Raw genomic sequence first — 19,732 nt, forward strand, 5'->3', positions numbered from 1 at the left:
AAGGGTACTGGCATAAAAAGGGCACTAAATATGAAAGAGATAAAGGACATGACTCATGAAGAAGTACGTAATTATTTAGCAAAGAGGGCTAAAGAAAGAGAAGTGCTCTACCAAAAAGGAGCTACTGAAGAAGAGAAGCGAGAAGCAGAACTAGATGCATATGGCGATAGACTAATGGGGTATTGCCTAGGTGATGCATATTATGAAGAACTACCAAAAGATCATCTTCATAACTTAAGCTATAAGGAACGCTTAGCTAAGGCTGAAGAATTAAACGGCTGTAAGTTTAAAGACGCAAAACCCTGTAAAGACGCGTTTGCACCGAGAGACGACTTTAGCGGCTCGAGTTACCCAAGTCAATGTGATGGTCGAATTGTTTCTGTGCCGCGCTCTCCAGGGTTATGGTCTCTAAGACTGCATGGATTGGTATTAGGCCCTATTATTGGAATTTGTCTGTTAGTGGTTAGTATGACAGACGATAGTCTGCCAGTTTGGCATTCATGGCTGGGGCTGTTTTTACTGACTTTATTTCCTTTAATAATGTACAAAATAGGGAATGCAATTCGCATCGTGGATGCAATCGAGTTTAACCGCCATACCGGGCTGGTAAGAACGCCCTACACCTTATTCAGAAAGCCATTTTATATCCCCATAGAAGACCTAGAGTTTGTTGTCGGTCCAGAGATAAAAAATATGCGAGGCAGCGCATCGATGCAAACGGGTTACTTAAGTTGTAGAAAATACCCCGAGCACTATTGGTTTGGAAATCGTATTGGTATTGCAGGGGGCGGCGATACTCACGATTGGTCACAAATGAATAGGTTTATGGATATTACTCAACCAATTGACGAGTACTATCACAGTGCTATGGAGTATACGTTTAAAAAGAATAGGAATGCTCATGGCAACGGCCCATTTCCAGAGGTGATGAAAAAGTACTTTGATGCCGACGACTGCCAAATTAATCGTATGGAAGTGTGGTAGGGCGTTAATCATTACAAGTGCTTTCTAGTAGTCAGCTAAAAGGAGTTGTTGATGAAAAAGATTGAAGAGATGACTCAAGAAGAACGGGATATTTATTTAATAGAAAGGGCTAAAGAAAGAAGCAGAAAATACCGCGAAGAAGCTACCGAAGAAGAAAAAGAAGACTTTGCAAAAACTGACGCATATATAGATAGAGAAACAGGTTACCGTCTTAGCGGTATTTTTTATGAAGAACTACCAAAAGATCATCTTCATAACTTAAGCTATGAGGAACGCTTAGCCAAGGCTGAAGAACTAAACGGCTGTAAGTTTAAAGAAGCAAAACCCTGTAAAGACAGATTTGCGCCGAGAGACGACTTTAGTGGTGTAAGTTACTCGAGTAAATGTGATGGCCAGATTGTTTCTGTACCGCGCTCTCCAGGGCTATGGTCACTTAGATTGCTTTCATTGGTATGGGGTCCTTTGGCTGGAATAAGTTTATTAGTAGTTAGTATGACAGACGACAGTATGCCAGCTGGGTATTCATGGTTGGGGCTGTTTTTACTGACTGCATTCCCTTTAATAATGTACAAATTAGGGAATGCAATTCGTTTTATTGATGCAATAGAGTTTAATCGCCATACCGGACTGGTAAAAACGCCTTACACCTTATTCAGAAAGCCATTTTATATCCCCATAGAAGATCTTGAGTATGTTGTTGGTCCAGAAGTAAAGAACGCACGAGGTAGCGCATCGATGCAAACGGGTTACTTAAGTTGTAGAAAATACCCAGAACATTATTGGTTGGGAAATCGTATTGGTATTGCAGGAGGAGGTGATGTTCACGATTGGTCACAAATGAATAGGTTTATGGATATTACTCAACCGATTGACGAGTACTATCACAAATCTATGGAGATCCAGTTTAAGAATAACAGGAATGCTCACGGCAATGGCCCATTTCCAGAGGTGATGAAAAAGTACTTTGATGCAGATGACTGCCAAATTAATCGCATGGAAGTGTGGTAGGGCGTTAATCATTACAAGTGCTTTCTAGTGGTTGACTAAAAGGAATTGGTGATGAAAAAGATTGAAGATATGACTCAGGAAGAGCTAGATAGCTATTTGGCAAATAAAGCGAAGGAAAGAGTGCGCTATTACCGAGAGGAAGCAACAGAAGAAGAAAAGAAAAAGGATGCTGAAATAGACGCGTATTTTGATAGACAATTAGTTTATCGTCGAAGCGGTATTTTTTATGAAGAGCAACCAAAAGATCATCTCCATAATCAAAGCTATAAGGAACGACTCGTCAAGGCTGAAGAATTAAACGGTTGTAAGTTTAAAGACGCAAAGCCCTGTAAAGACGCATTTGCCCCAAGAGATGATTTTGATGGCCCTAAACGCCTCTTTGGTGCTTGGAATTGTGACGGTGAAAAAGTTGCGGTAGTTCGCCACCCAAGCCTAATACTTTTTAGAATGGTAATAACCATATTGTCCGCAATTGCTGGGTTTATGTTGATTGTACTGACACTGGTTGATGCATTTCCGGTAGACTATTTATACTTGAGTTTGGCAGGTCTTTTCATCACGCCTTTCTTGTTGTTTAAATTTTCTGACGCTTTACGGTTTATTGATAACATAGAGTTTAATCGTCACACTGGGTTGGTGCGAACGCCTTATACCTTATTTAGAAAACCATTTTATATTCCAATAGAAGATCTTGAATATGTGGTGGGCGTTGAGGTGAAAAGCGCAAGAGGAGGTGGCTCGTTCCAAACGGGTTATCTAAGTTGCAGAAAGTATCCAGAAAAGTTTTGGTTTGGCCATGCGATTGGACTTGGAGATGGTGGGAACCTAAACGATTGGGCTCAGATAAATCGGTTTATGGACACTACCCAACCGATAGATAGGTACTACTACGAAATCATGGAGTATCACTATAAGCTCGATAAGAACGCTCACTTTAACGGCCCATTTCCAGAGGTAATGAAAAAGTACTTTGATGCCGATGACTGCCAAGTAAACCGCTGGAAAGTGTGGTAGAGGGTTAGTATTACAAGTGCTTTAAGTAGTTAATCAAAAGGAGTTAATGGTGAAAGAGATAAAGGACATGACTCACGAGGAGATACGTAATTATTTAGCAAAGAGGGCTAAAGAAAGAGAAGTGCTCTACCAAAAAGGAGCTACTGAAGAAGAGAAGCGGGAAGCAGAACTAGAAGCATACAGTGATAGACGAGTAGGTTACTGCCTAAGTGAAGCTTATTATGAAGATCTAACTAAAGACCATCTCCATAACTTAAGCTATGAGGAACGCTTAGCCAAGGCTGAAGAGCTAAACGGCTGTAAGTTTAAAGACGCAAAACCCTGTAAAGACAGATTCGCGCCGAGAGACGACTTTAGTGGCGTAAGTTACCCTAGCCAATGCGATGGTAGGGTTGTTTCCGTACCGCGCTCACCGGGATTATGGTCTATTAGGCTACATGGGTTGGTATTAGGCCCTATCATTGGGATTTGTCTGTTAGGGGTAAGTATGACAGACGACAGTATGCCAGCTTGGCATTCATGGTTGGGGCTGTTTTTACTGACTGCATTCCCTTTAATAATGTACAAAATAGGGAATGCAATTCGTATTGTGGATGCAATCGAGTTTAACCGTCATACCGGACTGGTAAGAACGCCCTACACCTTATTCAGAAAGCCATTTTATATCCCCATAGAAGATCTTGAGTATGTTGTTGGTCCAGAAGTAAAAAATATGCGAGGTAGCGCATCGATGCAAACGGGTTACTTAAGTTGTAGAAAATACCCCGAGCACTATTGGTTTGGAAATCGTATTGGTATTGCAGGGGGCGGCGATACTCACGATTGGTCACAAAAGAATAGGTTTATGGATATTACTCAACCGGTAAACCGATATTACTATAAAGCTATGGAGTATACGTTTAAGAAGAATAGAAATGCTCACGGCAATGGTCCATTTCCAGAGGTGATGAAAAAGTACTTTGATGCCGATGACTACCAAATTAATCGTATGGAAGTGTGGTAATGACGAAAAGTCAAAGTAGGTACAAGCAAGGCGTTAGTAAAGCGGGTATTCATTTTAGGCCGTCTAGAGTGCATGTTAAGTTTTTGTGGCTAGCAGCTGCATGTACTAAATGAGCCAAAATTTAGGAGATTATATAATGGATAAAAAATGGTTGTTACCATCGTTATTGGCATCGAGTAGCCTTTTTTTGGTTGCTTGTGGGGGCGGAAGTGGAAGTGATACCGATCCGCAGCCTGGTGATAACACAGGAACTAAAGGTTCAATAAAAGTCATTGTGCAGGGTTTACCAGCTGGTGCAGATGCGGACTTAACGCTAACAGGCCCTGCTAGCTATAGCGAAGATATTACAAGTACGACAACTCTAAATGCTTTAGCAAATGGGGAGTATAAATTAACGGCTACTTCTCGCTCTGTGAATCAAGCACTCTATCAGCCAAATGAAAACTCGGTTACTGTCGATTTGAGTGGTAATGAAGAAGAAACCATCACCATTACCTACCGTACATCAGTAAGTGCACAGGGAACGGTAACTGGATTTGGCAGTGTGTACGTAAATGGTGTGCGTTATGAGACGACGCCAGATCAGCAAGCCAATCTTAAAGTGGGTATGCAGGTAAATCTGCAAGGTAAGCAAGGCGCAGATGGTGATTTTGCATTAGCTGACTCCATTAGCTATGACGCAACCGCTAAAGGTGTGGTTACGGCAGTCGACTACGCCAAACAAATAATCACTGTTTTGGGTCAAGAATTTAGTGTTGATAAACGTACGAAATTAGAGGTAGCTTTCACAGAAGTAACCACAGGTGATTTCGTGGAGATCAGTGCGTTGCATCAAGGGCAGGGTCAGTATGTTGCTACCCGCATCGATGTGGAAGAACAAAATGGCGAGTTTGAGGTTGAAGGCAGGGTTTCTGAACTAAACCTTGATGCCAAGACATTTAAATTAGGCGCGCTTATTGTTGACTACAGTCAAGCAACAGCGGTTGAAGGCACAATAGAAAATGATGCAATAGTAGAAGTAGAAGCATCAAACTTACCTGTAGAAGGCGTTTTACTTGCTGATAGCGTCGAAGTTGAAAGCGCCAATTCAGCGCCTTCGGGAGCTGTGGCTAAATTCGAAGGAATAGTAACGCAAGTCAGTGACGATGCTTTTGCAATTGGCGGCCATACTTTTACATTGAGCGATGAGACTGACTATAAGAAAGGCTACGATGACGACTTACAAGTCGGTATGCGTGTATTTGTGCTTGCAGTTGCAACTGAAGAAGGTTTAATCGCCAAAAAAGTACGCTTTGATAAGCACTCTGAAATCGAATTAACCGGTGTCATTGACGCAATTGATCTTGAAGCACAAACACTAACGGTATTTGGTAGCAATTATTTTGTAGATAACTATACCCAATTTGAAGATGAGTCAGATGCTGAGGACAAAGAATTAAAACTCGAGAAGCTTAATATTGGCGATGTCGTTGAAATCGAAGCTTTTGGCTTTGAAAGTGCTTATGTCGTGAGAGACTTAGAGCGCATCTCTGCGAGTGATTTTAATGATCAGCAAGAGCATGAAGTTGAAGGAAAAGTTACTGCTGTGAATGCAGCTGAGCAGACAATCACTGTTGGTAAACTGGTCTTTGCTATCAATGGAGCAACCGAACTTGAGCTTGAGAGTGATGTTGATCTAACGGTATTTTTTGAACAAGTGGCAGCAGGTGATATCGCGGAAGTTGACTATGTGATCCAAGGTGATGCACTTATTGCCACGAAAGTTGAGGTTGACGACAAAGACGACGACTTTGATGACCGAACTTTTGAATTATCAGGTAAAGTTTCGGACTTTAACCCTGTCGATGCAACTTTTAGCCTCAATGGTAAAACCGTGTTTTTTGATGAAAACACCGAGTTTAAAAACGGCATATTTGTTAATGACGACTTCGTTGAAGTCAAAGCGATTCAGCGTGCCGACGGCTCAGTTTTTGCGCTTAAAATTGAAATCGAATCTGAAGACGGCATTGAGCTTGAAGTTGAAGGTGACGTCACCAACTTTGTCTCAGCGTCTGAGTTTATGGTGAATGGCATTTCAATTACCACGGATAACAATACTGAGTTTAAAGATGGAAGCAGTGAAAACTTAGCTAATGGCGTCTCTGTTGAGGTCGAAGGGGTGTTAACCCAAGATAACGTACTATTGGCTAAGAAAGTTGAATTTGATGATGACGATGCCGAAGAAGTAGAGATTGCGGGGGTTATTGAAGACTTAGTTAAGGACTCTCCGTTTGATTATCAGTTCAATCTCGGCGCGCAGCGTGTTCAAGTTACCGCAAACACAGAGTTTAAGCATGGTAATTTTGAAAAACTAGATAATGGTTTAGAAGTGGAAGTCGAAGGATACACCATAGATGGCGTGACAGTGGTTGCTAAAGAGCTGAAGTTTCAAGCAATAAAGTACGTAGAAGTTGAGGGGGTAATCACGCAAGTTGATTCAGCAACCATGTTTTATGTGCTAGGCCAAAAAATTAAAGTGTCTGAGCAAACTCAGTTTGAAGATGGTAGTCAGTCTGATATTGCAACGGGTAAAAACGTTGAAGTGGAGGGCTATTTAGTAACCGAGGATGGTGAAACTTATATTCAAGCAGAAAAAGTAGAGTTCGAAGACTAAGTATTACTAAATGTTAAGTAAGCAATTAAAGCCTCCAATGTGGGGGCTTTTTTGTATATTTGTCACTTTAAAGTTAATTCACTTCTCCTGACTTAGTACCGTCATATTTCTAGCACCTAACTGCCATAAAATCTTAGCTTTCCTGACTTTTTTACCTCGTATAGTGACACCCGCCACGTAAAACGCAACGGTTTATACAGACACGCTGTGCTTCTAGGTTCAGCTTCTATGAAGTGGAATAAGAAGAGACGTGATTTGGTATTACTGAAATAACTAAAAGCATGCGCACGGGTATGCAAACAAAGTAAAGAAAGGACTTATGAAAACAAAACTACTTCCAATCGCACTACTGTGCGGTGCCACAAGCATTATTACTGGTTGCTCAGATTCAGATAACGATGTTGATATAAATGTGCCAAAAGGGCCTGATATTCCAAAAGAGGGCACTGCGGTATCTTTACGTTTACTAGAAACCACAGATTTGCATGCAAACGTATTGAACTACAACTACTTTTCAGACAAACAAGATGACAAAGTGGGTCTCGTGAAAACCGCAGCGTTAATCCATCAAGCGCGAAGCCAAGTTAAAAACTCCATGTTGGTAGATAATGGCGACTTGATCCAAGGTAGTCCGCTTGGCGACTATATGGCGAAAATCAAAAACCTCAAAGAAGGTGAAGTTCACCCTGTTTATAAGGCCATGAACACACTAGAGTACGATGTCGCAAACATTGGTAATCATGAGTTTAACTTTGGTCTAGCATTTTTAGAAGAAGCAATCGACGACGCGAACTTTCCCTATATTAGTGCAAACGTATTTAAGGTTGATGGTGACGAAGATGAAACAAATGATGTGCCATTATTTAAGCCTTACCTAATTCAAGAAAAGCAATTCTTTGATGAGAATGACAAGCTTCAGGTGATTAAAGTTGGCTTCATCGGGTTTGTTCCACCGCAAATCATGCAATGGGATAAGGCCAACCTTGAAGGTAAAGTGATCGCCAAAGACATCGTAAAAATGGCAAAACACTACGTACCTAAGATGAAATCTGAAGGCGCGGATATTGTCGTTGCTATTCCGCACTCAGGCCTTGATGTATCTGCCGATAAGCCAATGGCTGAAAACGCATCTTATGCCTTATCTAAGGTGGATGATATAGATGCCATTATGTTTGGTCACGCGCATGCAAACTTCCCAGGTTCGGGTTACGCAGACTTAGCGGCCCATGGTGTTGATAACGACAAAGGCACAATCAATGGTGTTGCGGCTGTAATGCCAGGTTTTTGGGGAAATCATCTTGGTGTGATTGACCTAGATATTCAATTTAAATCAGGTAAATGGGTGGTGGTTGACTCAAAGTCGACGCTGAAAGCTATTTATGAAACGGATGAAAATCGTAACACGGTATCATTGGTGGAGAGCGATGCCGCAATTGAAGCGGCGGTACATCGTGAGCATGCTGAAACTCGCGCATGGGTGAATGAGCCTTTTGCTAAAATCACCAACACAGTGAACAGCTATTTTGCATTAGTGAATGACGATCCATCAATCCAAATCGTGACTGACGCACAAGCATGGTATACGGCAAAAATCGTACAAGGTACCGAGCTTGACGGATTACCTATTTTGTCTGCGGGTGCGCCTTTTAGAGCTGGGCGTGGCGGGCCTGATGACTTTACCGCAATACCTGCAGGTGATATTGCCTATCGCAACGTTGCGGATATGTATATTTATCCTAACGTACTTAAAGTGCTAAAGCTCAAAGGCAGCGAAGTGCGCGAATGGCTTGAAATGTCAGCAGGACAGTTCAATCAAATCACACCAAATACTGAGGGCGTTCAAGCGCTGATCAATCCAGACTTTCCTTCATATAACTATGATGTCCTTGATGGCGTAACGTATCAAATCGATATCACCGAGCCCGCACGCTACGCGGCAAACGGTGAAAAAGTGTCAAACGGTAACCGCATTAAGGCATTAAAGTATCAAGGTGAGTTGGTGAAGGATGACCAAGTGTTCTTGGTTGCAACGAATAACTATCGTGCATCTGGTGGCGGTAATTTCCCAAATATTAAGGGAGATAAAATCGTTGTTGACTCACCAAATGAGAACCGTCAGGTCGTTGCTGACTATATTACTTTTGTTAGCGACCAAAATGGTGCTGCAGGACTTGATCCATCTGCAGATATGAACTGGTCATTTGTACCTGTGGTTGGCGCGAATATTGAGTTCTTTAGTTCAACCAGTGCGGATGCTGAAACCTATAGTCAGCAATTTAATCATATCTTGCCAACGGGTAAGACGAATGACAAAGGATTCGCGTTATACCAATTAGACTTAACGCAGCCTCTAAACTAAATCCGCATGTCAAAAAGTAGGCGAGGGGTTGAGAGCTCGCCTACTTATTTTTCTGCTATAGCGGCTATCCCATGGCAATTCCAACTTTCTTCCCCTATTACGCAGCACATTTTGTGTAGCTCAACTTGTTTAGATAGTAATGATTGCTATTTGTGTTAATGTGATGACATTTTAGCGACTTAATCTTGCATAAAATGGAAGCTAATTTATCTCTGTATAAGTAGCAAGATAGAGATTTAAGACACACTAAGCTAAGTAAAAATCAATACGTATCATTGACGGTCTACGTGTTGAATGAAATAGGTATTACAATTGGAACGAACGACATGAAATGCGCATTAATATTACTCTCCCTGTTATCTTTTAATCTCTATGCTGCAGCGGTCAACGTTGTGGTCACTGATGTAAAGCAACAACAGCTTGAACGAACATTGTCTTTAACGGGCTCAATTAGTGCAGCACAACACGCACAAGTGTCAAGTTTAACCGATGGTGTAGTAACTAAGATTTCAGCTGAAGCCGGTGATATTGTTGAAGCAAATGCTGTACTTTTAAGTCTCGATGCAGCTCTAGTAAAAGCTGAGCTGAAAAGTGTAGAAGCCGCACTTGAGCGCGCCAAGGTCGATCGCAACAATGCGATAAGGTTGGTAAAAGAAGCGCAGTCTCTATCGCAGCAAAAATTATTTGCGCAAACTGAGCTTGCTGACAGACAGGCTAAGTTACAAGTATCAGAAGCCTCTCTTCTAGAAGCACAAGCTAATATCGCATATCAGCGAGAACTTGTTAACCGCCATCAATTAAAAGCGCCTTTTACGGGGGTGATAGCAAGGCGCACAGTTAATTTAGGTGAGTGGGTGACTCGTGGACAAACGGTGTTTGAATTAGTGAGTAGCGATACCCTATGGCTCGATTTGCAAGTACCACAAGAATACTTTCAACTTATTAACCTCGGCCGTGTCGTTAATTTTAGTGTTGCAAGCGCGCCAAGCGTGCAGCATCAAGCTCATGTATTGGCAAAGCTTCCGGTCGTCGATAAAACCAGTCGCTCGTTTCTATTAAGATTGGCAATCCCAAAAGATGCACAGTTGCGTGTGGGCGCATCGGCTACGGCAAAACTGCCGCTAATACGAGCACAAGATCAAAGCGTGATTATTCCTAGCGATGCGATTTTACGTCATCCCGATGGTGGGTTTAGTGTCTTTGTGGCCGTTGACGGTCAAGCAAAGCGGTTAAACGTTCAAATTGGTGAGCGAATTAATGGTCATATTGAAGTTTTATCCGGCTTAGAGATAGGGCAACAAGTGGTGGTTGAAGGCAATGAGTTATTGCAAGAAGGCCAGGCATTAAACATTGTACCGGGTTTATAGGAGCGGGTGATGTTAAAAGCCAGTGTAAATCATGCCATTTTAGTTGCTGTCACAGTATTGATCTGTTCGATATTGGGTATTGTTGCCGCATTTAAAATACCGGTGCAAATGATCCCAGATCTTGAAGTAAGAACCATCACTGTGGTGACTAATTGGCCCGGTGCCACGCCACAAGATGTCGAGAAAGAGATACTGATTGAGCAAGAAAGGTATCTTCGCTCACTTGCGAATCTAAAGCGCATGTCTAGTTATGCAAATACAGGTGAGGCTGAGATAGAGCTTGAGTTTCCATTTGGTGTCGACGTCAACGAAGCGCTCATAAACGTGAGCAACGCGTTATCTCAAGTGCCAAACTACCCTGAAAACGTCGACCAGCCGGTATTATACAGCAGCGCGTTTTCGAGCAATGCCTTTATGTTTTTTAATTTAAAGCCGCAACCGGGAAACCCACTCAACCTTGATATCGATATGCTTCGCGATTACGCCGAAGACTTTATCCGTCCAGAAATGGAGAGAGTCAGTGGAGTATCTCAGGTTGGTGTGCGCGGTGGTGCACTCTATCAGGTGCAAATTTTGGTAGATCAAGAACAATTGGCGAGTCGTGGAATTAGCTTAGTTGACGTTAGAAATGCAATACGCAGTCGCAACCAAGATGCCTCTGCCGGCGATATAGACAGTGGTAAACGACGTTATTTGCTGCGTATGGTCGGCCGCTTTGAGTCAGCTAAAGCGCTAGAAGAGCTGGTAGTCAGTCACCGTGCAGGTATCACAATTAAGCTCAAAGACATCGCACAGGTAAAGCTTGATCATTATGAAGTGCGCGATATTGCTTATAACAATGGCGAACGAACATTAATGCTCTCGGTAAGACGAGAAAGCGGCTCAAACGTGATAGCGATTAAAGAAGAAATGATGGAGGTGGTGGCTCGCATCAATCGTGATATGCTCGCAAGTAATGGATTGCAACTGACGCTATTGAGCGATGATGTTCGTTACGTTAAAGGATCTGTTGAAAATGTTTGGACTAATTTAGCACTGGGTGCGGTGCTTGCGACTCTGGTGATGTTTTGGTTTTTAAAGAGCCCACGCTCGACCTTTATTGGTGTGATGGGCGTACCAATTTGTACCATCGCGGCATTTTTGGGTCTGTTGCTATTTGACAGAACGATCAACGTGATTTCCCTCGCCGGCGTTGCGTTCGCTATTGGCATGACGGTTGATAACACTATCGTTGTACTTGAAAACATAGAGCAAGCCAGACGCCGAGGTCTCGACAAACTTCAAGCAGCTATTACCGGTGTTCAAGAGGTATGGCCTGCGGTGCTCGCTTCAACCCTGACCACAGTGTTGGTATTCGCACCCATATTGTTTATTCAGCAAGAAGCCGGACAGCTTTATTCCGATGTCGCAATAGCGATTTCAGCTGCAATCATCGCTTCTATGTTGGTTGCCTTGTTTGTGGTACCTGCGGCAAATGCAAATTTTGCCTGTAAGGAGATCTCTAGTGGCATGTTGTCCACGCCTAAACTGCCAACGTTTATTCCGGCGATGTTATCAAGTCCGCGAGCTCGCATCGTGTGTATTGTATTGGGCAGTATATTGTTACTCGGTGGTGCATGGTTATTTATGCCTAAAGCTGAATATTTGCCTGAGGGAGAGGAGCCAAAAGCTTTCTCTATGATGATAGCGCCACCGGGCTATAACCTCAGCCATATGCAAAAGATCGGCGATGAACTACTTCCTTATTTAAACAAGCACTTGGAAAATGATGACAGCGATTTTGTATCGGGTAAAACGTCATTGCCACCTTTAAAGTATTATTCGATGTCTGTTGGTGTTGGCAGTATTTGGCTATTGAGTGAACCATATAACAGTGATCATATCGATGAAATGATGGAGGCAATCACGACCAAGTTTAGAGGCTACCCGGGAATGCGTGCATTCTCGTCTAGAGGCTCGATTATCTCAAGTAATGATGGCGGTTCAAGAGCGGTAGCATTGGATATTAGCGGTACAGATCAAACGGCGCTCTATCGGGCGGCAGATGCAGTGTATCGGTTAGCGGGAGAGGTCTTTGATAATCCACAAGTGGATTCAGCACCGTCTTCTCTGACACTCGACCAACCACTAATAGAGATTCAACCAAGGTGGCAACGGTTGGCTGAAGTGGGTATGAGTGCTGAAGAACTCGGCTATACGGTTGCAGCCCTGAGTGACGGCGCTTATGTTGATGAGTTGATCTTAAACGATGACAAAGTAGACGTCTTTTTATTTTCTGAGTCGGGTAATCAGCAAAGTCTTTCGCAATTAGCGCAATCTCCGGTTGTCACGAAAGCTGGGCTGATCCCGCTAAGCGCTTTGGCCGACCTACGAGAAAAAGCAGACAGTGATAGTTTGCGTCGAGTTGATGGTCGAAGAACCGTGACTGTATATATTATTCCACCAAAAAATGTCGCGCTAGAGGAAGCGCAGGAATTAGTAAGAACCGATTTATTACCGCAGCTTCAAAGGCAGGGCGATCTGCTCCCTGGTGTTAATGTAAGTATCGGTGGTGCTGCCGATCAGTTAGACAAAACTAAAGAAGCACTGGGCAGTAACTTTATCGTTGCATTAGCGCTGTGTTACTTATTACTTGTTGCAATCTTCAAGCATTGGGGCTATCCGCTATTTATTATGGCAACAGTGCCGCTTGGCATGGCAGGGGGATTACTTGGACTAATTGCGATTAATGGTATTGGTAGCATAACAGGCACCTTCCACCAGCCTTTTGATATGATCACTATGCTTGGCTTTTTAATCTTGTTAGGGACGGTGGTTAATAACCCTATTCTGATAGTGGATCAAAGCCGCAGAAATCTTGAGAGTACCGCGATGAGTGTATACGACGCGGTGATCTCAGCACTACAAACGCGATTAAAACCGATTGTGATGTCAACGATGACAACCCTATGTGGTCTTGCGCCATTAGTGTTTATTCCAGGAGAAGGATCTGAGCTTTATCGAGGCGTTGGCATGATAGTGCTTTGTGGTATTGCCATGGCAACTATCGTCACGCTCACCATTTTACCCGCGTTATTAGTCTGTTTTTTAAAACGACCAGTAGAAAGCTCAGTGAGCAAACTCTAACCACATATTAGTCACAATGTGGATGTTATGTATGAATGCCTTGCTTGAACGTTTCTGTTCAGCAGGGCATTTTTAATTGCTAAGTGCCATGAAAGCTTGAAATTTACGCTCTTTGCCCACAAAGAAATAAGATGTGTACAGGTTTACATGGCAAATAGAGCACAACATGACAAATAACATACGCTCTGCAATTATCGCGGAGGGCGGAGGTCAAAAAGGCATTTTTACAGCGGGCGTGCTTGATGCTTTTCTTGAGAAAAAATTTACGCCTTTTGATTTAAAAGTCGGTGTTTCAGCGGGCGCACAAAATCTCGCGGCTTACTGCGCTCGCGCAAGCCAATATGCGCAAACCGCTATCGAATCCCTGACAACAGAGCAGCAGTTTTTCCGTCCTGCCCGATTTTTTACCGGTGGGAACGTTATTGACTTGGACTGGTATTTTCAACAAGTAGAGCACAGTGGCAAAGTACGGTTTCCTACCGAGCCTAACTATCTCACACCTGAGAGCAATTTTTATGCGGTTGCAAGTCACCTCGACTCGCTTGAACCACATTATTTGCATACCTGGCACGATAATATGTTTACCCATTTAAAGGCTTCTAGTGCAATCCCTTTTTTATATCGTCCAGGCGTTAAAGTTGCAGGTCACGGTATGATGGATGGTGGCGTGGCCGACCCCTTACCTGTACGCTGGGCACACAGTCAAGGGGCAAAGACGATTTGGGTGATCAGAACCATAGAGGCACATGACGACGGCAAAATGCCAGTGCTTGAGCGCTTAAAGCCAATCATGCGGCGGGTTAATCAATCTCCTCGAATGTTCGAAATGTATCATCACTATCAAAGCCGCTATGCCGATGCGGTTAACTTTATGAATTCACCACCTGAGGATGTTAACGTCATTCAAATAGCGCCCAGTAGACCATTGGAATCCATGATTTTAGGCTCAAGCCCTGAAACCTTAAAATCTGATTATAAATTGGGATTTGAACTGGGATTAAAAGCAGTAGATAAATGGCGTGATATGCTTGAAGTAAGTGTAATGTAACAAGCAAGTCTCAGGTTGAGACTTGCTTGTTATTTGCTTGTGCTTAAGACTTGCGAATTGAAATAGAAGTCGCTTCGATATCAATTCGGCCATCTTTGAATAAACCACCGATGGCTTTTTTAAAGTTAGCTTTAGAGGTAGAGAAAGTACGCTTGATGGCGTCAGGATCTGACTTATCGCCCAGCGGTAAATAACCGCCACTTTCTTCGAGCTTGCTATAAATGATTTCCGCAAGGTCTTTTACTTTACCAATACCTGGCTTTTCTAACACGATATCAATCTTATCTTCGTCATGAACCGCTTTTACAAAGCCTTTCATGCGCTGACCGATATACATGCGCTTAAATACATCATTGAAAAAGACCAATCCAAAATGTTTTTCATTGACGATCACTTTGTAGCCAAGATCGGTTTTTGCCGCGACGATTAGGTCTACTTCTTCGAACTTTTCGTACTCGGCTTTTGATTTACCTAAAAACTTACCCAGCGCACTAGAGGCACAAATGCGTTTACTGGCGTTATCGAGATACAACTTCACTAAATAGCTGTAACCATCGCGCATTTTTGGTTTTTGTTCATTGTATGGGGCAAGCACGTCTTTATCTATGCCCAAATCCATAAAAGCACCAACCTTATTGATCTCTTTTACGCGAAGCAGGGCAAATTCGCCGACTTGTGCAAGTGGCTTTTTGGTTGTTGCCGTTGCGTGTCCCAAGTTATCTAAATAGATAAATACTTCGACAGAATCCCCTTCTTCGGTATGCTTTGGCACTTCTGTTCGAGGAAGAAACACATCACCAAGCTCACCACCGTTTAAATAAGCGCCTTCCGCGGTAAGCTCTTCAATGGTTAACATTTTGATTTGACCTAACATGGTTATTCCTCGTCAGTTTGTGGTTTTGGTTTACGACGCATCGGCATAGTACCGTCAATATCAATCGGTGGCGGGACCACTTTTCTCGGTTGTGATTTTTTCACCGGCTTTTTCTTAGGTTTACTTGTTTGCTTTGGTGTAGACGCAGCAGGGCGATTTTTACTCTGCTGTGGTTTTTGCTTAAGTCCTTTGAATTTACCAACAAGACCAGAGACTTCTTCAAAACGTAGTGGCTCATCAAGGTAGTTTTTGATTGCCACATAGCTATCCCAATCTTTAGGGCCAACAAATGAAATCGCAGTGCCTTTAAACCCAGCACGTCCTGTACGACCGATACGGTGGACATATTCTTCTGCCTGCTTAGGCAAGTCAAAATTCATAACATGGGTAACGGAGAGCAAATCGAGACCACGAGAGGCAACGTCTGTGGTAACCAGCACTTTATAGATCCCACGGCTGAAGCTTTCCATAATGTCTAACCGCTTATTTTGTGGCATATCGCCCGACAACGATACCGCTTTAATCGACATCTCATTTAGCAGTTTGCTTAATCGGTCTGTGTCGCCACGGGTTGCGGTAAAGATAATGCACTGTCCTACGTCATCCTGTGTGATGAAGTGTTTAAGCAGTGCTTCTTTATGATCTAAATGATCGGCAAAATAGAGCGCTTGCTTAATGTCTTCATGCTGCTGATGGGCATTGCTCAACATAATGCGCTTTGGCGATTTAAGTAATTGACGTGACGAAGCTTCTACTTGTGTATGATCTAGCGTAGCTGAAAATAGCAGCGTTTGTCTTTGGCGGTGATCTGCAGAGTCATTAATGACGTCTAACTGTTTTTCAAAGCCAAGGTCAAACATACGATCTGCTTCATCAAAAATAAGCAGCTCAAGACCACCTAAAAATAATGAGCGATTTTCAACGTGATCGGCAATACGACCAGGAGTACCCACCACAAAATGTGGGTCGCGGCGTAGCGCTTTTACCTGATCATTGTAGTTTTCACCACCCAAAATCTTACAGACTTGAATATTAGTGCCAGCACACAGTGCACGACACTCAGAGAACACTTGAGTCGCGAGTTCACGAGTTGGGGCTACGATAACAACGCGAGGATCGCGTTTGCTTAGCGCTTTTTGTTTCATTACACGCTGTACGGCAGGCAGCAAGAAGGCTAGGGTTTTGCCAGAGCCTGTTTTAGACTGCGCAAAAACATCGTGGCCAGCTAGAGCCGTTGGGATGGCATGCGCTTGGATCTCGGTCGGTTCCGTGATCCCTTGGTGAGCCAGTTGTTGTTCTAGGCGCGTATCTATCCCAAGTTCAGTGAATCTCAAGTCAATTTCTCCAAGTCTTGAATTTTAAAAACACGAGATTATACCAAAGCATAGACGCTATCGGATATAGAATTTGTGTTTTTTGCATTTTAATCAAAAATCCGTAAAATACGCGCCTCAGCGCCGGGTTTGCGACTCGGTTTTCGTGCTTTACACATCGTCATGCTTAATGTGTAAGCTAATCAAAGCTTAAATCTAGGAAAATACAATGTCAGAACAATACGTTGTTTGTGCTATGTACAAGTTTGTCTCTTTACCTAACTATCAAGAGATAAGACAGCCACTTCACGATGTGATGGAAGCGAATGAAGTTCGCGGTACGTTATTACTTGCAGAAGAAGGTATCAATGGTACCGTTGCCGGTAAACGTGAAGGCATTGACGCGCTACTGGCATGGTTATACAAACAACCAGGCCTTGATAACATCGTTTATAAAGAGTCGTTCGATGAAACTTGCCCTTTCTACCGCACTAAAGTAAAGCTTAAGAAAGAAATCGTGACCATGGGTGTACAAGGTATAGACCCAAAAGAAGTGGTTGGTACGTACGTAAAACCACAAGATTGGAATGCATTGATTTCAGACCCTGACGTTGTACTCGTTGATACGCGTAACGACTATGAAATCGAGATCGGTACGTTCAAAAATGCCATCGATCCTAAAACCAAGACTTTCCGTGAATTCCCTGAGTGGGCGCAAAATAACTTAAACCCAGAAAAACACAAAAAAGTGGCGATGTTCTGTACTGGCGGGATCCGCTGTGAAAAATCAACAGCGTATATGAAAGAGCAAGGCTTCGAAGAGGTTTACCACTTGGAAGGCGGTATTCTTAAATACTTGGAAGATGTGCCAAAAGAAGAAACCATGTGGGAAGGTGAGTGCTTTGTCTTTGATAACCGTGTTGCTGTTGATCATGACTTGAACAAAGGGTCTTATGATCAATGCCATGCTTGCCGTATGCCAATCACGGAAGCAGAGAAGCAACTTGAAGAATATATGGAAGGGGTGTCTTGTCACCACTGCCATAAAGACCTAACAGAAGAGCAAATTGCACGATTTGCTGAGCGTCAAAAGCAAATTGAGCTGGCTAAACAACGCGGCGAAGGTCATATCGGCCATGAAGCACAGGATGCTATTCGTAAGCGCAAAGAAGAAAAGCTAGCGCAAAAAGAAGCGCAACGTCAAAAGCGCTAAAGGCGCATTGTACTAAGAATACATAATAAAGGGACCGGTTGGTCCCTTTTCTCTGCCAAACCTTTCACTGCCAGCTGTTTGCGCAAGCGCCATTTGCTTTGCAAACTTTTCATATTAAGTGTGTAGCCTTTTCTAATTCCCGTTTTCAAATTCTTCGAAATCTAATTCTGCAATTAAATTAATTCATAATAATCAATGGGATATTCATTATTCTCAGATTGGTGCCTTCCTTGCTTATTCAAAGGCTATCGTTGTAAATCTACAAATTGATTTACGCCGTTAAACTTTTCGAAGGAGCTTTATGATGTCAAACACGGTAACCACAATTAATCCTGCGACAGAGCAACCCGTTAACGAATATACTTTAATGGGTTTGGATGAGGCGCAAAAGGCGGTGGACTTAGCCAATGACTGTTATTCATTTTGGAAGAAAACCACATTCACGCAAAGAGCGCAAAAGCTAAACAGGCTTGCTGATTTAATTGAGCAAAATAAATCCAAGTTAGTTTCACTGATGACCGAGGAAATGGGCAAAGTGACGGAGCAGGGTGAACAGGAAGTTTCCTTGTGTGCTGAAATTTGCCGATATACCGCCGAGCATGGCGAAAAAGAATTACAGGATGAGCATCGGGTATTTGAGCAGGGACATGCCATTATCACTTATCAACCAATAGGCGTGATCTTAGGAATACAACCTTGGAACTTTCCACTTTATCAGGTTATCAGATACAGTGTTTCAAACGTGATGGCGGGCAATACCACGGTCATGAAACATGCCTCAAATGTATTTGGTATGGCTAAATTAATTGAAGAGTTGTATTTAGAGGCAGGCTTTCCAAAAGGTTGCTACCAGTCACTATTAATTGACGGCGAGACAGCAAGCGAGTTGATAAAAAACCCACATATTCGCGGTGTTACATTTACCGGAAGCGATAAAGTAGGTAAACAAGTTGCCAAACAAGCTGCTGAGCTTTCTAAAAAAACTGTCCTAGAGCTTGGCAGTAACGATGCCTTTGTGGTGCTGGCAGATGCTGATATTAACAAAGCGGTGTCGGCGTGTATTCAAGGTCGTATTGTCAACAACGGTGAAACCTGTGTTGCCGCGAAGCGCTTTATTATCGTTGATGAGATTTATGATCAATTTAGAGAGGCTTTTGTGGCTGGCTTTAAGCAGCTTAAGGTGGGAGATCCTACCGCAGCAGACACCGACTTAGGGCCTATGGCGCGCAAAGACTTACGTGATGAATTACACCAACAAGTTGAAGCGTCCGTTGAGGCTGGAGCGACTTGTACGCTCGGTGGAGAAATTCCGAAACAACAAGGCTTTTATTATCCAGTCACCATTTTGGAAGACGTTAAACCCGGTATGCCAGCTTATGATGATGAATTGTTTGGCCCTGTGGCGTCGCTAATTCGTGTGAATGATGAGGCTGAGGCAATGATGGTAGCCAATGATTCACGCTATGGTTTAGGTGGCGGCATTTTTTCAGAAGACACCCAACGTGCAACAGAACTCGCTATTAAGGAGTTTGACACTGGCATGGTGAATATTAATGGCTATTCGCTGGCACAACCAAATTTGCCGTTTGGTGGTGTTAAAGACAGTGGCTATGGTAGAGAGCATGGTGGCTTTGGGATAAAAGAGTTTGTTAACGTGAAAACCGTAATGGTCGCAAGCGCTGAATAACGCAAACCGATCCTAGTTTTTATGCTGGAGCCAGTAATACTGGCTCTTTGCATTTTAAATTGGTTATAATTCGCGTCCATTTT

The 19,732-nt window shown here is 43.0% G+C and carries 13 protein-coding genes; 11 read left to right on the plus strand and 2 right to left on the minus strand.

Annotated features, from left to right (window positions below; all coding sequences use genetic code 11):
• The first annotated feature begins 30 nt into the window (after positions 1–30).
• From CWC29_RS07060 to CWC29_RS07100, 9 genes are all read left to right on the plus strand, one after another.
• Positions 31–984, plus strand: coding sequence for a hypothetical protein (locus CWC29_RS07060; RefSeq protein WP_128728161.1), 954 nt, complete (start codon positions 31–33; stop codon positions 982–984).
• 51 nt (positions 985–1,035) lie between these two features.
• The gene (locus CWC29_RS07065; protein ID WP_128728160.1) at positions 1,036–1,992 is read left to right on the plus strand and encodes a hypothetical protein; all 957 of its coding nucleotides are present in this window, start codon (positions 1,036–1,038) and stop codon (positions 1,990–1,992) included.
• Positions 1,993–2,043: 51 nt separating this feature from the next.
• The gene (locus CWC29_RS07070; RefSeq protein WP_128728159.1) at positions 2,044–3,006 is read left to right on the plus strand and encodes a hypothetical protein; all 963 of its coding nucleotides are present in this window, start codon (positions 2,044–2,046) and stop codon (positions 3,004–3,006) included.
• Positions 3,007–3,055: 49 nt separating this feature from the next.
• Positions 3,056–4,009, plus strand: coding sequence for a hypothetical protein (locus CWC29_RS07075; protein ID WP_128728158.1), 954 nt, complete (start codon positions 3,056–3,058; stop codon positions 4,007–4,009).
• Between the two features lie 136 nt (positions 4,010–4,145).
• Entirely contained in the window at positions 4,146–6,662 is a 2,517-nt protein-coding gene (locus CWC29_RS07080) for a DUF5666 domain-containing protein (RefSeq protein WP_128728157.1), read from the plus strand.
• 319 nt (positions 6,663–6,981) lie between these two features.
• Positions 6,982–9,021 carry a bifunctional 2',3'-cyclic-nucleotide 2'-phosphodiesterase/3'-nucleotidase gene (locus CWC29_RS07085; protein ID WP_128728156.1) on the plus strand — a complete coding sequence of 680 codons (2,040 nt, stop codon included), beginning with the start codon at positions 6,982–6,984 and terminating at the stop codon, positions 9,019–9,021.
• A gap of 326 nt (positions 9,022–9,347) precedes the next feature.
• Entirely contained in the window at positions 9,348–10,388 is a 1,041-nt protein-coding gene (locus tag CWC29_RS07090) for an efflux RND transporter periplasmic adaptor subunit (RefSeq protein ID WP_128728155.1), read from the plus strand.
• A gap of 9 nt (positions 10,389–10,397) precedes the next feature.
• Positions 10,398–13,514 (plus strand): efflux RND transporter permease subunit, encoded by a 3,117-nt coding sequence (locus CWC29_RS07095; protein WP_128728154.1) that lies wholly within the window; start codon positions 10,398–10,400, stop codon positions 13,512–13,514.
• A 166-nt stretch (positions 13,515–13,680) separates the two neighbouring features.
• A complete protein-coding gene (locus tag CWC29_RS07100; protein WP_128728153.1) occupies positions 13,681–14,562 on the plus strand; it encodes a patatin-like phospholipase family protein in 882 nt (293 codons plus the stop codon).
• Between the two features lie 43 nt (positions 14,563–14,605).
• Here CWC29_RS07100 and CWC29_RS07105 read toward each other — a convergent pair whose 3' ends face one another.
• Both CWC29_RS07105 and CWC29_RS07110 read right to left on the minus strand, forming a co-directional pair.
• Positions 14,606–15,436, minus strand: coding sequence for a CvfB family protein (locus tag CWC29_RS07105; RefSeq protein ID WP_128728152.1), 831 nt, complete (start codon positions 15,434–15,436; stop codon positions 14,606–14,608).
• A 2-nt stretch (positions 15,437–15,438) separates the two neighbouring features.
• Entirely contained in the window at positions 15,439–16,770 is a 1,332-nt protein-coding gene (locus CWC29_RS07110; protein ID WP_128728151.1) for a DEAD/DEAH box helicase, read from the minus strand.
• A gap of 208 nt (positions 16,771–16,978) precedes the next feature.
• Between CWC29_RS07110 and trhO the strand changes: the two genes are divergently transcribed.
• Entirely contained in the window at positions 16,979–17,962 is a 984-nt protein-coding gene (gene trhO, locus CWC29_RS07115) for an oxygen-dependent tRNA uridine(34) hydroxylase TrhO (protein ID WP_128728150.1), read from the plus strand.
• Between the two features lie 304 nt (positions 17,963–18,266).
• A complete protein-coding gene (locus CWC29_RS07120) occupies positions 18,267–19,649 on the plus strand; it encodes an NAD-dependent succinate-semialdehyde dehydrogenase (protein ID WP_128728399.1) in 1,383 nt (460 codons plus the stop codon).
• The last annotated feature ends 83 nt before the right edge of the window (positions 19,650–19,732 follow it).

It is taken from the genome of Pseudoalteromonas galatheae, assembly GCF_005886105.2.
Lineage (GTDB): Bacteria > Pseudomonadota > Gammaproteobacteria > Enterobacterales > Alteromonadaceae > Pseudoalteromonas > Pseudoalteromonas galatheae.